Annotated in this window: 13 protein-coding genes; 1 reads left to right on the forward strand and 12 read right to left on the reverse strand. The window is 31.9% G+C overall.

All coding sequences use genetic code 11. From position 1 onward, the window contains the following. Positions 1-192 precede the first annotated feature (192 nt). The 10 genes from bsdtw1_RS16480 to bsdtw1_RS16525 form a co-directional block, all read right to left on the reverse strand. On the reverse strand, positions 193-3,036 hold the full coding sequence (locus bsdtw1_RS16480) for a penicillin-binding transpeptidase domain-containing protein (protein WP_183278650.1): 2,844 nt from the start codon (positions 3,034-3,036) through the stop codon (positions 193-195). A gap of 12 nt (positions 3,037-3,048) precedes the next feature. Next, entirely contained in the window at positions 3,049-3,549 is a 501-nt protein-coding gene (gene mreD, locus bsdtw1_RS16485; RefSeq protein WP_183278651.1) for a rod shape-determining protein MreD, read from the reverse strand. A gap of 13 nt (positions 3,550-3,562) precedes the next feature. Further along, entirely contained in the window at positions 3,563-4,417 is an 855-nt protein-coding gene (gene mreC / locus bsdtw1_RS16490; protein WP_183278652.1) for a rod shape-determining protein MreC, read from the reverse strand. A gap of 1 nt (position 4,418) precedes the next feature. Then, on the reverse strand, positions 4,419-5,438 hold the full coding sequence (locus bsdtw1_RS16495; protein ID WP_183278653.1) for a rod shape-determining protein: 1,020 nt from the start codon (positions 5,436-5,438) through the stop codon (positions 4,419-4,421). 19 nt (positions 5,439-5,457) lie between these two features. Further along, positions 5,458-6,144 carry a RadC family protein gene (gene radC / locus bsdtw1_RS16500; protein WP_183278654.1) on the reverse strand — a complete coding sequence of 229 codons (687 nt, stop codon included), beginning with the start codon at positions 6,142-6,144 and terminating at the stop codon, positions 5,458-5,460. 132 nt (positions 6,145-6,276) lie between these two features. Then, positions 6,277-6,846: a Maf-like protein gene (locus tag bsdtw1_RS16505; RefSeq protein WP_183278655.1), complete on the reverse strand. Its 570-nt coding sequence runs from the start codon at positions 6,844-6,846 to the stop codon at positions 6,277-6,279. Positions 6,847-6,857: 11 nt separating this feature from the next. After that, a complete protein-coding gene (locus tag bsdtw1_RS16510) occupies positions 6,858-7,118 on the reverse strand; it encodes a DUF4321 domain-containing protein (protein ID WP_183278656.1) in 261 nt (86 codons plus the stop codon). A 417-nt stretch (positions 7,119-7,535) separates the two neighbouring features. Continuing rightward, positions 7,536-8,231, reverse strand: coding sequence for an SPOR domain-containing protein (locus tag bsdtw1_RS16515; protein WP_183278657.1), 696 nt, complete (start codon positions 8,229-8,231; stop codon positions 7,536-7,538). A gap of 261 nt (positions 8,232-8,492) precedes the next feature. Further along, positions 8,493-10,274 (reverse strand): ABC transporter ATP-binding protein, encoded by a 1,782-nt coding sequence (locus tag bsdtw1_RS16520; RefSeq protein WP_183278658.1) that lies wholly within the window; start codon positions 10,272-10,274, stop codon positions 8,493-8,495. Further along, positions 10,274-12,016, reverse strand: a complete 1,743-nt coding sequence (locus tag bsdtw1_RS16525) for an ABC transporter ATP-binding protein (RefSeq protein WP_183278659.1) — start codon at positions 12,014-12,016, stop codon at positions 10,274-10,276. The genes bsdtw1_RS16520 and bsdtw1_RS16525 overlap by 1 nt, the downstream gene beginning before the upstream one ends. Before the next feature lie 238 nt (positions 12,017-12,254). On the opposite strand from bsdtw1_RS16525, the gene bsdtw1_RS16530 reads away from it, so the two are divergent. Then, positions 12,255-13,088 (forward strand): AraC family transcriptional regulator, encoded by an 834-nt coding sequence (locus tag bsdtw1_RS16530; protein ID WP_183278660.1) that lies wholly within the window; start codon positions 12,255-12,257, stop codon positions 13,086-13,088. 136 nt (positions 13,089-13,224) lie between these two features. Here the strand turns inward: bsdtw1_RS16530 and bsdtw1_RS16535 are convergent, their stop codons facing one another. Together bsdtw1_RS16535 and bsdtw1_RS16540 are read right to left on the reverse strand one after the other, a co-directional pair. After that, complete coding sequence (locus bsdtw1_RS16535) at positions 13,225-13,548, reverse strand: nucleoside triphosphate pyrophosphohydrolase family protein (RefSeq protein WP_183278661.1); 324 nt, start codon at positions 13,546-13,548, stop codon at positions 13,225-13,227. Positions 13,549-13,709: 161 nt separating this feature from the next. Further along, positions 13,710-14,342: a C40 family peptidase gene (locus tag bsdtw1_RS16540; protein ID WP_183278662.1), complete on the reverse strand. Its 633-nt coding sequence runs from the start codon at positions 14,340-14,342 to the stop codon at positions 13,710-13,712. Positions 14,343-14,354: the final 12 nt, after the last annotated feature.

Consider the following 14,354-nt stretch of genomic DNA (forward strand, 5'->3'; position numbering starts at 1 on the left):
TTATATCATCTACATAATATATATAAAGTTTTTTCTACAATTTAAATATAAATTTTAATACATATTAATATAATAAATATTTTTTTGTAAAAAAAAGTCGCTGAAATGATCTTCTTCAGCGACTTTTTTAACGCATCTGCCTTTTCTAAACGTATGTGAAGAAATTCTGGCAGGCTATATATAATTATTTTTTTATTTTAAATTATCGTCTTTAACATCTTCCAAAGGAGGATTTAAAGTATAGTCGAACATAGGTTGATAACTTGGAAACTGTTGCTTTATCTGATCTCTGAAGTAAGTTTCATATATAGCTCTTGCCACTGGTGCTCCCATATTACCTTGATATCCATCATACATAACTACAGCAACCACTATTTGTGGATCATCAACAGGTGCAAAAGATACATACACAGAGTAGTCACTTCTTCCGTAATCTTCTTCATTAGTATTGTATGTAGCAGTTCCAGTCTTACCAGCAGTCGGAATTGGGAATCCTACAAAGTGAGCTCTAGCAGTACCTTCATCAGTACCATTGTTAACTATATACATTCCTTGCTTTATAGCATTTAGAGTTTCTGGTTTAATATTTATCTTACCTAAAACTTCTGGCTTATACTCTTTTACTACCTTCCCACTATTGTCAGTTACCTGATCCACAAGATGAACCTTATATCTTGTGCCTCCATTTGCTATTGTTGAGATATAACTAGCAAGCTGAACCAAACTAAAGTTATTTATACCTTGTCCTATTGATGCATTTACAAGCTCTGCAGGTGTATTTACAGCACCATTCTTGTCGTATATGAATTGATCAATAGCATCTATAACTGCTCCATGAGAATATTTTCTACCAGTAGCATTATAGGCTTTTATTCTATCATCAAACACTTTTGAATTACTCTGTAAATCATCCAATAAATTTTTTAATTTAGTATTAAAATCATTAAAGCTTAATTTACCACCACTACTACCTTTAATAAAGTTTACAACTAAATCTTTTATTTGTTGTTTGGTTTCTTTTAATTTATCATCATCATCGTCTTTCGCCTCGATATCTAAAGGAAGAAAATTATATGATCCGTAAGCTCCTTTTGATAAAGCATCAACCAATTCAAATCTTGAGTAATATAAAGTTTGGCTTTTGAAATATTCATAGTTATATGTTTGTCCAAAGTTTTCTCCTATTTCAATACCAGTGCTTCCTTTTTGATTACTCTTAGGATCTGTTCCCATACCAAGTTGCCATGCGTATTTCGCTATACTATCTAGAGCTTTAGTATCTGAACCATTCTTCACATACATTCTATATCCCATTTCATAATAGTAGAAGTTACAAGATACAGCTAACGCTCTCTTTAAGTCTACTATTCCATATTCATGCTCATCAGCAGGAGCCCAAGATCCAAAAACATCTGGATGTATATCAAAATATTTCTTACCATATAAGGTTTCATTAGGGGTAACTACTCCCTCTTCTAAAGCTGCCAATGATGTTAAAGGCTTAAAAGTTGATCCAGGAGGTATTAATCCCATAGTTGCATAATTGTAAAATGGTTTAGGATATAGATCATATTTGTCTTGTCTATTACCATTTGCATCCTTTGGAAATAGTTCGTCCACAGTTTTGTTTAGGTTATACTTCGATATAATCATCTTTCCATAAGCTTCATAATCAGGAGCAAAAAATTGTTTAGATAAGTCTGGAGTAAGTTTTCCTGGTTCTGAGAATATATTAGCATCAAATCCTGGATTACTAACCATTGCTAAAACTCTTCCTGTTTTTGCTTCAATAGCGACAGCTGCACCTCTTGTAGTATTAAAGTTTTTTGATATCTTATACTGAGGGTCATTTACTTGAGTTTTAACATAGTCCATTCTTTCTTGAAGGGCTTTTTCTGCAGAATACTGAATATTCTTATCTATACTTAAGTGAACATTCTCACCAGGACTTGGCTCAAGGTCAAATAGCTCCTCTGTTTTTCTACCTTGAGAATCGACCTTAATTGTAGTTCCTCCAGTATTTCCTTTCAGCACTGATTCAAATGCAGACTCTATTCCTGCTTTACCTATGACATCAGTAGATACGTCATAGCCTCTTTCTTCGTATCTATCCTTTTTGCTACTATCTATTGAAGCAACATAGCCAATTACGCTAGAAGCTAAATTATATTGCCCATAAGGGTAGTATCTCATAGGTTCTAAAGCTACATCTACTCCTGGAAGACTAGTTAATTTTTGATAAAATATCGATGCTGTGTCTTTTTTTATGTTCGCAGCTATAGTAACAGGCTTAAAACCTGAAAAACTTTGCATCTTTATTGCATCTTTAACCAACATATATCTTCTAAGGTCATTTATAGAAAATTTCTTTAAAAGCATTTCTGTTATTTCTTGTCCACTCAAACTTTTATATGTTTTTCTTTCATCAGTTGTAGGATTCAACATATCATACATTTGATAAAACTTAACCATATAATAAAAGGTATCTTTTGCGCTTATCTTTATCAGCTCTTCATCTATTTTGCTTTCATCATCATCAGTAAGCTCTTGCTTACCTTTAAACAGTTTGTTCTTTATATCATCATTCATACCTCTATCTCTCTTGAATCTGATCTCTAAAGCTCTTTTACTGTCATCAGATGAAACATTAAAATCAAAATACGGTTCACCTTTATCATTAATCTTAAGATTTAATGTATCTTGCTGAGAATCATTATTCTCATCTAGAAGTTTAAATACTTGCTTCATAGTTGTATAAAAACTTTTAGATGAGTCATCAGTTTGAGTAAATGTCAAAGTATACACTTGCTTATTGGTAGCTAAAAGATTTCCTTGAGAATCATATATCTTTCCTCTAGGTGCCTTTTCTGTTACTAATCTTCTTGAACTAGTATTAGCTCGATCAGTATAGTCATCATACTTAAAAATTTGTAAATAGATTAGTCTTCCTACTATAGCTGAAAATATAATAAACATTATTACTATTACTACTGTATATCGATTCACTGTCTTCTTTTTCTTCTTAACGTTATTCATTATTATCACCTATTAATCTTTATTGAACTTCCACTGAACCTTCATATACTTCTTATTTGAAAATCTATATACTCTGTTATATATTAAAAAAACTATAACCATATTGTACACCGCTGAGATAAGTATAGGATATCCCAAAGACGTTTTAACCTTAGCTAAATACAATACAATCATAACAAATAACAACTTAATTATCGATAGACAAAATGTTGATAAAACAGGAATAAACCTCCTGTTTTTAAATATATTCTCACCGATAATAGCTGCTAAAATGCACAATAGTAGATTTGCTAAAGCATTGATTCCATAATACTTATAGAAAAAAACATCCTGTAACAGTCCACTAAAAGCTCCAATTATAGTTGCTTCCCATCTTCCGTTTATTATTGAAAAGCAAATTACAAAACACAATAATAGACTTGGAGTTCCATTAAATATTGAAAAGAAAGGGACAATACTGTTATCAAGAATTAATAAAATCAGGCATATAATTGCCAGCACAACTCTTTTCACCTATTCGTCCCCCTTAGTCCTTATATTTTATCTCTTCTTTATTTCCATCTGGTGGTATTACTACATATAATTCTTCTAACTTATTAAAGTCCACAGAAGGCTTTATTATAGCACTTTTATTAACTTTAACTTTATCTTCTTCTACAGACACCACTGTTCCTATCTTTAGATCCTTTGGATACATGCCACCAAGTCCTGTAGTTGTTATTACATCTCCTTTGTTTATCTTCGAGTTTATAGGAAGTAAATCTAAAACCGCTAATGGTTCGTTATCACTATTTTTGTATCCCCTAACTATCCCTGAAATATCAGATTGATCTACTTTTGCGTGAGCAGCAAAGTTTAAATTAGTAAGAGTTTGCACTTTTGACCAAGTTGAATTAGCTTCTACTACTTTTCCAACCAAGCCTTCTGGTGCAATAACAATCATATCCTTAGCAATTCCAGCATTAGTTCCCTTATCTATCATATATCCATTAAGAGTACTTGAATCTGATTTTGCTGTTATATATACACCTACGTAATTATAGCTGGACTTTTGTTCTTTAAAATTTAGCATATTTCTTAGATTACCAACTTCACTCTTTAAACTTCCGTACTCTATCAGTTCGTTTTCAAGTTCTGTATTCTTTTGCTTAAGCTCTTCATTTTCCTTTTTAACCTCAGAGAAGTTAACAAAGAAATCTAGTCCACCTTTAACCTTATCTGCTAGCGTATAAGCTGCTTTCTGTATTGGATTAAGTGCAGTGCCTGCTCCACTTATAATAGGATTGCTTGAATCTCTTTTAACACTGTAAATAATTATAGCTAAAAAGCTAACTGACAGTACTATAACAGTTACTGCCAGTTTATTTCTGAGAAGCTTCATTTTATCCTCTTTGTTGCTTTGCTATTATATCAAATTTATCTAGAGCTTTACCTGCTCCTAGGGCAACACAGTCAAGAGGAGATTCAGCTATATGTACAGGCATATGAGTTTCATGATTTATTAACGCATCTAATCCTTGAAGTAGAGCACCTCCACCAGCAAGCATTATACCTTTATCCATTATATCTGCTGCAAGTTCAGGTGGTGTCTTTTCAAGAGTAGTTTTAATTGCTTCTATAATTGCAGAAACAGGTTCTTTTAAAGCTTCTCTTATTTGTGTCTCAGTTACATCAATAGTCTTTGGAAGTCCTGTAATTAAATCTCTTCCTTTAATAGGCATTGTTTTTTCTTCTTCTTCGTCATTTCTAAATGCTGAACCTATTTCCATCTTTATATTTTCAGCTGTTCTTTCACCTATCATCAAGTTATATTCTCTCTTTATATAGCTTATTATAGCTTGATCTAGCTCATCTCCAGCAACTCTTAAAGATTTAGAAGTAACTATACCTCCAAGTGAAACTACTGCAACTTCAGTTGTACCTCCACCGATATCAACTATCATACTTCCTGTTGGTTCATCAACCGGAAGTCCTGCTCCTATAGCTGCAGCCATTGGTTCTTCCATAAGTACAACTTCTCTTGCTCCAGCTTGCTTAGTTGATTCTTCTATAGCTCTTCTTTCAACTTCTGTAACTCCTGATGGAAAGCATACTATTATTCTTGGACTTGCGAAAGCGCTTTTATTTGTTATCATATCAATAAACTTCTTAAGCATCGTTTGTGTTATATCAAAATCTGCTATAACTCCATCCTTTAAAGGTCTTATAGCAACTATATTTCCTGGAGTTCTACCTATCATTTGCTTAGCTTCTGATCCCACAGCTAAAGGCTTCTTAGTCATATTATTAATTGCTACAACTGAAGGTTCTCTTAAAACTATGCCTTTTCCTTTAACGTATACTAAGGTATTCGCAGTACCTAAATCTATCCCCATATCTTTATTCATTCCAAACAATCCCATGTTTATTCCCCTTTCAGTTTTAGATTATTCCTTGTTCTTTTAAACTTATAAACTTTTGACCACCTATAATAATATGGTCTAATAAGTCTATTCCTACAATCTTGCTACATTCTTTTATGCGCAAGGTTATATTAACATCCTCTTTACTTGGAGTAGGATCTCCTGAAGGATGGTTATGACATATTATTATTGAAGCTGCACTTTTCCTTATAGCTTCTAGAAAGATTTCTCTCGGATGTACTATTGATGAATTTAAACTGCCTTTAAACACTTCTTTTATAGAAATAATGGCATTTTTAGTATTGAGCATCATAAGCATAAGTACCTCTTGTTTTAAATGAGATATTTCATTCATAACAATCATAGCTGCGCTTTTAGGGTCACTTATTCGAATTTCTTCACCTGCTTTGAAACTTCTAAACCTTTTAAAAAGTTCGCATAGCGCCATTATTTGCGTTGCTTTAACCTCTTTTATCCCCTTTATTTTCATAAGCTCTTCCGGAGACGTATTTAGAAGCCCATTAATTCCATCTAGTTCTTGAAGAATTCTCATACTAAGTCCCAGTACATTTTCATTAGAAGTACCAGTTCTAAGTATCAATGCAAGTAACTCATGATTTGATAATGCGCTCGATCCTTGTCTTATTAGCTTTTCCTGAGGTCTTTCATTTTTAGGGATATCTGATATTTTAAGATTTACGTTCATATAATAAACTCCTTTATAGCTACATCAACTTAATATTAAAACTTATCTTCAAATTCTATACATAATATAGAAAAGTTAAAAATAGTTTTATAGCCAATAAGCTTTATCTTAATATCCTTCCCCATGCCCAATTTATTTAACAATATCTCTCAAAATGTTTTTTAACTTGTTTAGAGGTAAGCCCACTACACTATAATAGCAGCCATCTATTTTCTCTACGAAAACACCTCCAAAACCTTGGATTCCGTAAGAACCTGCTTTATCCATTGGTTCACCGGTATTTATGTACTCATCTATTTCTTCTTTTGATATTACAGAAAATGTAACATCAGTACATACGTAATCTGATATTAACTTATTATTTTCAGTATTGATTACTGTGATTCCTGAATATACTTGGTGAGTTTTGCCACTAAGAGATTGTAACATCTTAAAGGCATCCCCCTTATCTTTAGGTTTCCCCAAAACCTTGTCTTCTAAACTTACAACTGTATCAGCTGCAATTATTATACTAGGTTTTTTTATGTCATTTCTTATATACTCTGCTTTACCAAGGGATAATTCTTTAACATACTTACCTACATCCCCTGTAAATACAATGGAATCTTCATCAAAAGAAGATGGTATAACCTCGTACTCTTTAATCAATCTGTTGAGAAGTTCTTTTCTCCTATCAGAAGCCGAAGCTAATATAAAATTCAAATTATCACATCCTAATACCTTTTATATAGTATTATTGCCAATATAACTCCAATAATTGATAGAATATTTATTTTTATACTCATACCGATTGTTAAAAGAAATACTTTCAAATCTAGTGCAACTGGCGTAGGCGTACCAATAGAATATGAAGTCTTTAAAAACTTTAGCGAACTAAATTTATCACCTAAAATTTCTCCAGCTAGACTTCCTAATAATAAGCCTAAAAAGATAAAAAATATAAGTATACCAACGTTTTTAGAACCTGACTTCATTGCTATCCCCACCTCATTTTTACATCTTTTATAGTTTATCATTTAATAAATGTTATAACAAGGGTATTTGTTTTTTTTTAAAGTTTTTTTATAATATTGGTAAATTAAGTGAAAAACCCCTACACTCATGGTTTATTATCTTATACTTTCTCCGTAATATGGTTAAGAAAATATTAAAATTCTTGTATGTAATCGACTTCTCTACGATATTATTTTAAACATTCTATTAACAACTTTTCTTAATTGAAAAATTTTATATTAAATATTAGATTAAACCTAAATTAAGTTCAATATATTCCCAAACAAAGCATAAAAATATACCACCCCATTTGGAAAGCACATGTTAACCTTAGCAATATCTTACTAACTTTTCAAATGTGCATTTCATAATGAAGTGGTTCATCTATAATATTTTTTCTATTTTACTTTAAAATTACTAAGTGCTGTAAATATTGTTCCATAGGAACTTTCAATATTATCTTTACTCATTTCAGCTGGTAAGTCGTTTATACTTTTTTTCAAAGTTTGAAATATGCTAAAATATTCACTTTTACTATCCTCCTGAAGACCGTTTGTCCATTTTTTAAATTCATCAGTCTTAACGCTCTTAGTATCCTTACCTTCTAGGGTATGGATCACTTGAAGATATCCACTTACCATTTCTGCTAATTCTTTTGAGCACAAATCCTTATTACTTATCTCAAAATTCACTTTTAGGTTAGTTACACCTGCTGCTGTAAGATCTTTAGAAAGCTTATCAGCTTCATCAGTCTTTCCAATCAAAACTCCTACTCTAAACCTATCATTATCTTTTACAGTAAATGAATTATACTTATCTTTTAGTTTATTCTTATTATCATCTGCATTTTCTTTTTTCGAATAATATCCACATTGAACCAATGAAAAAACTGTAGTATCTCCTTTGTTTGCATTTCCCACCTGTTCAGTGCTGTTGGTCTTAGGGTTATTAGCAGCATCAGGGGTTTTATTAAATATTATTTTCGCTAGGGCAGTTCCTAACGTTAATGCTACAACCACCACTATTACTAGAAAAACCATCACTTTTCCACCATTCGTCTGTCTCTTATTTAGATCGTATCTTGTGTATTTCATTTCCTTCACCTCGCTATTTTTTATTCCAAAGAATAATTGTACTTATAGATATTTGTATTTATAAATTTCTCAAGTTATGACTATGTTTTTTATTTTACTGTTTTTAGTCTTAAGGTAATTTGCTTTGCACATGCATAGATTGTACATTATATGAAATTATCAAATTTAGTTATTTAAAGATTTTTCTTTATTTTACTTTTCTAAAGAAAAAACTGAAAATTAGATAAAACCTAACCTTCAGTTTAAAAAACTTATATTTTTCTATACAGCATTTAATATATCAAATTGAGAATTATATAATTTAAAGTAAGCTCCCTTACGGTTAATTAATTCATCATGAGTCCCTTGTTCCAGTATCACACCTTTATCTATATACATTATCTGAGAAGAATTTTTTATTGTAGATAATCTATGCGCAATGATAAAAGAAGTTCTACCTTTTAGTAGATTATCCAATCCTTCCTGAAGCAAGATTTCTGTCTTAGTATCTATACTCGAGGTTGCCTCATCTAGTATTAATACCTTTGGATCTGCCAAAAGAGCCCTTGCAAAAGAAATAAGTTGTCTTTGTCCAACAGATAATCTTGTTCCTCTTTCATTAACTTCTGTTTCATACCCATCCTTTAGCTGCCATATAAAATCATGGGCTCTCACAATTTTAGCTGCTTCTATAACCTCTTGATCTGTTGCATCAAGCTTACCATATCTTATATTCTCCATTATCGTTCCAGAAAATATAAAAGAATCTTGAAGCATAACTCCCATTTGTTTTCTTAAAGAGTTAAGGGTTACAGTGCTTATATCTGTTTCATCTATTAATACAGTTCCGTTTTCTATATTATAAAATCTACTTAACAAATTAACTATTGTAGTCTTTCCTGCTCCTGTAGGACCAACCAGAGCAACTGTCTCCCCAGCTTTTACCTTAAAGTTTATGTCCTTCAGTATAGGCTTGTTATCTTCGTATTCAAATGTAATATTTCTGAACTGTACATCACCTTTTATTGTTTTCATTTCTTTAGCGCCTGGCAAATCGGTAACTACAGGCTTTTCATCCATAGCTTCAAATATCCTTTCAAGATATGCCATTGCTGTTATTATAGAGTTATAAAAATTACCTATGTTTAAAATCGGATTCCAAAATCTCCATACATATCCAACGAAAGCAACTAGTACACCTACCGATACCTCCGCTGACAGATAATATATACCTGCTATATATATTAATGAAACAGTTAACGTAGAAATTATTTCTACTGATGGCCAAAGTAAAAATTGTATACTTACAGCCTTCAACCATGAAGTTCTATAATTATCACATACTTCTCTAAATATTCTTAAGTTTTCTTCTTCTCTGGCAAAAGATTGTGTAACCTTTATACCGTTTATGCTTTCGTGTATATAAGCATTCATATTTGACTGCTTACTGCTTAATATCTGATAGGCTTTTCTTTGGACTTTTTTAAGAATCATAACCACAAGTAAAAGCACTGGTATTCCTACTATACTAATTAAAGTAAGCTTTACATCTATGGCAAGCATAAATCCAATTGCCATAAATAAGCTAAGTGTATCTGTAATAAGATTTATCAATCCATTTGACAGTAAGTCACTTAAGGAATTAATATAATTAACCACTCTTACTAAGATCTTTCCATGTGGTCTGTTGTCATAATAACTAAAAGGAAGTCTTTGAAGATTAGTGAACAAATCCAATCTCATTTTTCTAAGTACATTTTGGCCAATCATAGACATTGATCTTATTCTATACTTCATACATACACCTGTTATCACCAAGGTTAACAGAAATATTACCGCTAATATCCCAAGTCCTCTTATATCTTTGTTAGGTATCTTATCATCCATTGCTACCTTAACTAGATATGGTCCTAGCAAACTCGCCATATTCGCTAAGAACATGAGTGAAACAGTTATAGTTATGTCTTTCTTATAAGGTTTTATATATGATAAAAGTCTTTTTAGATGTTCTAAACTAAAGCTGGTCTCAAGCTCTTCATCTACATCAAATTTATTTCTAGCCATTACACCGCCCCCCTTATTACATCAAAATCTCCAAATTGATTTGCATAAACACTATAATAGTATCCTCTCTTCTTTAGTAGTTCCTCATGAGTTCCCCTTTCAATAACCTTACCATCATCTAAAACAAGGATAATGTCTGCATTTTTTACTGATGAAATCCTGTGAGCAATAATAAAGTTAGTTCTATTCTTATAGATGGATCTCAGTTCCTTGTGTATCTTTAATTCCGTCTCCATATCTACACTTGAAGTAGTATCATCTAGTATTAATATTGAAGGATTTTTGAGTAACGCTCTTGCCAGAGCTATCCTCTGTTTTTGTCCTCCAGAAAGCCCAACACCTCTTTCCCCAATTATCGTGTCGTAGCCTTCTGGCATGTTTACTATAAACTCATGGGCACCAGCAACATTTGCAACTCTTTGAACCTGCTCAAAAGTAGCTTCAGGTCTTCCATAAGCTATATTTCCCTCTATAGTGTCAGAAAAAAGAAATATATCTTGCATTGCAACTGCAATCCTATCTCGAAGCTTAATAATATCAAGTTTCCTAATATCTACTCCGTCAATTTCTATTTTTCCTTTCGTAACATCATAGAATCTGCAGATTAAATTAACTAGAGTTGATTTGCCGGCTCCTGTAGGTCCAAGTATACCAATTGTTTGTCCTGATTTTATCTCAAAAGATATATCATTAAGTATTTCTTCATTTTCATAACTGAAGCTTACATTTTCAAACTTTATGTCTCCTCTTATTCCCTCAACAATTTGTTTTTCATTCTGACTTTTGATCTTTACTTCTGCATTTAATAAATCTCTTATCTTATAGGTTGAAGCTACATATCTTTCAAAATCATTTATAAGCCATCCGGCCATACGCATAGGATTGTTCAGCGCCCATATAAAGCCATTAAACACAACCAAATCCCCCATAGTCATAGTGCCATGTGCAACCATAATTCCACCTACTAACATCATTATCACAGATAGTACACCAGCAAGTGAATCTAGCACAGGAAGATACTTCTCCCAAACCTTCGCAGACTTTAGATTTTTAACTTTATAATCATCATTAGCTCTATTAAATTTTTCAATCTCATATCGCTCTTTGGCAAAAGCCTTTACCACTCTATTTCCACTTATATTTTCTTGAACTACCGAATTGAGCTTTGAAAAACTTTCTCTTATAGCGTAAAAAGTAGGTCCAACTTCCTTTGTCATCCTTGTTGCTAAGAACCCTATAATCGGAGTTATAAGTATTAGTGCTACTGTTAGTTTTACATTTACAGTAAACATCATTACAACGGCAAATATAAATAAAGTCAGGTTTTCAAATACGTTGTATACAACCCAAGCTACAAAATGTCTTATAGCATCTGTATCACCAGTCATACGCGCCATTAAATCACCAGTTCTAGTATTGTTATAATATTCAAAATCCATCTTTAGGAGTTTTTGATATAAATCTTCTCTTATTTTGAATATCACGTCTTGAGAAACGAACTCAAAAATCATTTGGAATATATATCTATCAATTACCTTTATTACGGAAACTCCAATCATCATTAACAGTATTGATATCAGAATCTTTTTGTCACCGCCACCAATTACTTGATCTACAATCTTACCTGAAAGAAATGGATTTATCATGTTAAGTGCTGATGCAATTAAGACCATAAATAGTGCTATAAAATACTTCAACTTGTACCTTTTCAAATAACCCCATATCCATTTTAGACTACCCATTTTTTCTCCCCTTTCGAAATTGATGTACCATTTATATTAGATTCAATAAGTGTATTTTGTTCTCAAAGATTCTAGTTAAGCTTTGAAAATTATATAAATTCAGCTAGTACACCCTCTCTTTTATTACAGATAAATTATTGCTTAAATAATAAAAAATATAAATGTAATTTCTTAAACTATTGATGTATATTCTTATACTGATGTATATTTATAATGTACTATTGTTAGGGGTGATAAAATGTGTTACACAGGTATAAGTGCTCAGTCCTTCAATCCTCAAATATTATATGTTTTTGATGCTGTGAATAGAGGGGCCATGGAGACTCAATATCATAGTCATGACTTTATTGAGCTAAGCATTATTATCGATGGATTTGTTGAATATAATATTGAAAAAGAATGTATGATGATAAATAAGGGCGATATACTTCTTTTTAACCCAGGTGTGTATCATAGAGAATTTATAACTGAAGAGTCAGATCTGCATGAACTTCATATTGGCATAACTAACTTCCGTTTGGAAGGCTTTAAGAAAAACTTTATATTAACCAAGGACAATTTTCCTGTAATAAGATTAAAGAGGCATGCAGAAGAATTTTTTAATTGTTGTAATGATATAATAGAAGAGCAAAAAAATAATGCACTTGGATATGATTTAGTGTTAAAGGCTTTAGTTATGAAACTTTTAGTTATACTTCTTAGGGAAACTCATTTTAAGGAAAGCGTAAAAAATACAGTAAAATATTCTTTTGAATCAACTGATAAGCAAAACTTAGTAAAGTCAATAATAGATTTTATGAATGAAAACTATATGAATGAGATTTCTTTAGATAAAATAGCTAAAAACATGTACCTAAGTCCAGTATATATTTCTAAAATATTTAAAGAAGAGACAGGTGACTCTCCTATAAATTACTTAATAAAAATAAGATTAGAAAAAGCTAAAGCTCTGTTAGAGATGGAAAGGTTACCAGTAAAGCTAGCAGCTAAAAGTGTCGGTTATGAGGATGCATATTACTTTAGTAAGTTATTTAAGAAGTACTACGGAGTTTCTCCTTCAAAAGTTAGTTAATATTATAAGACCATGCATAATTGGATTTAAAACTTCAATTATGCATGGTCTTTAATTTAGTGCTAGTTGAACAACTTGGGATCATTGCAACCTAATATTGAACATCGTACTACATCATAACTATATGCATAAAGCTTTAGTCTTGAAAATTGATAGTTTCAAATAAGAATTTCTTTAAAGCTTCATTTATATCGATATTCATACGCTTCGCTAAAACAATAATCCACCATATACATTCGCTAAGTTTATGTTCAAGTTGTAATATATTATCTCCATCTGCTGGCCATCGCCCTTGCTGAGACATTGTTAGTCGACCAACTAATCCAGCATCAGTTAAGAAAGCTAGTGCATCTTCTTCCACAGTCCATTCTTTTTCGTGAAATTGTCTTTCAAGTTGATGATAACTAGTTCTAATTTGAACGGAACGTTCAACTATTTCACTAAAGGTTAAATTACTCATGCTTTATCCCCTATCTTATAATCTTTTATTGTTTACCTTTACCATTATAATAGTATTATTATGACACCAGTCTGTCATATTTAGTAATGATTTATAAATTGATGAAAGAAGACAAAAAAGCCTGTGCTTATCAGCACAGGCTTTAATTAGCTTATATAACTTTAGTTCTTTATTCGTCTTGCTCCAGCATACCTGCTAGCATAATAAGATTCACTTAAAGAACTTACAGTTACATTCTTTCCTGATGATGGCGCATGAATAAAATCTCCACCACCTATATATATTCCAACATGACTTATTGAACCATAAGTATTGAAGAACACTAGGTCTCCTGGACTAAGATTTCCTTTAGATACTGAAGTACCCATAGCATACTGAGCACCAGTATAATGTGGCAAGCTTACACCAAGCTTAGCATAAACATATTGAGTAAGACCAGAACAATCAAAAGCTCTTGGTCCAGCTGCACCAAATACATAAGGTGTACCTAAGTATTGGTATGCAATTGAAACTGCACCGCCACCTGCGGTTGAAGTGCCTCCTCTTGAAGCCTTTGTACTTCCATTTGATTTGCTACTTCCAGTTGACTTGCTTTTAGATTTTGAATCGCTGCTGTCTTCGCTCTTTGGCGATACAATTGTTTTATTGTTGCTCTTTAGTTCAGCTGTCTTTAAAACTATCCCCTGTTCACTCTTAGCCGTTGTGTCTGCTTTCGCTTCCCTAGATGAGGCTAGTCCAAACGCTAAAGTTGAGCAAATAAAGCCTGCTGCTATAATCTTAAGTCCTTTCCTCATTATGTTCTCCCC

This window comes from Clostridium fungisolvens (assembly GCF_014193895.1).
In the GTDB taxonomy this organism is placed as follows: Bacteria; Bacillota; Clostridia; order Clostridiales; family Clostridiaceae; genus Clostridium_AR; species Clostridium_AR fungisolvens.

What these genes read in the sequence shown, in the direction of transcription:
- bsdtw1_RS16480 (WP_183278650.1), bottom strand. Translation starts at nt 3,036, where the DNA reads ATGAATAACGTTAAGAAGAAAAAGAAGACAGTGAATCGATATACAGTA.
- mreC (WP_183278652.1), bottom strand. Translation starts at nt 4,417, where the DNA reads ATGAAGCTTCTCAGAAATAAACTGGCAGTAACTGTTATAGTACTGTCA.
- bsdtw1_RS16495 (WP_183278653.1), bottom strand. Translation starts at nt 5,438, where the DNA reads ATGGGATTGTTTGGAATGAATAAAGATATGGGGATAGATTTAGGTACT.
- radC (WP_183278654.1), bottom strand. Translation starts at nt 6,144, where the DNA reads ATGAACGTAAATCTTAAAATATCAGATATCCCTAAAAATGAAAGACCT.
- bsdtw1_RS16510 (WP_183278656.1), bottom strand. Translation starts at nt 7,118, where the DNA reads ATGAAGTCAGGTTCTAAAAACGTTGGTATACTTATATTTTTTATCTTT.
- bsdtw1_RS16515 (WP_183278657.1), bottom strand. Translation starts at nt 8,231, where the DNA reads ATGAAATACACAAGATACGATCTAAATAAGAGACAGACGAATGGTGGA.
- bsdtw1_RS16520 (WP_183278658.1), bottom strand. Translation starts at nt 10,274, where the DNA reads ATGGCTAGAAATAAATTTGATGTAGATGAAGAGCTTGAGACCAGCTTT.
- bsdtw1_RS16525 (WP_183278659.1), bottom strand. Translation starts at nt 12,016, where the DNA reads ATGGGTAGTCTAAAATGGATATGGGGTTATTTGAAAAGGTACAAGTTG.
- bsdtw1_RS16530 (WP_183278660.1), top strand. Translation starts at nt 12,255, where the DNA reads ATGTGTTACACAGGTATAAGTGCTCAGTCCTTCAATCCTCAAATATTA.
- bsdtw1_RS16535 (WP_183278661.1), bottom strand. Translation starts at nt 13,548, where the DNA reads ATGAGTAATTTAACCTTTAGTGAAATAGTTGAACGTTCCGTTCAAATT.
- bsdtw1_RS16540 (WP_183278662.1), bottom strand. Translation starts at nt 14,342, where the DNA reads ATGAGGAAAGGACTTAAGATTATAGCAGCAGGCTTTATTTGCTCAACT.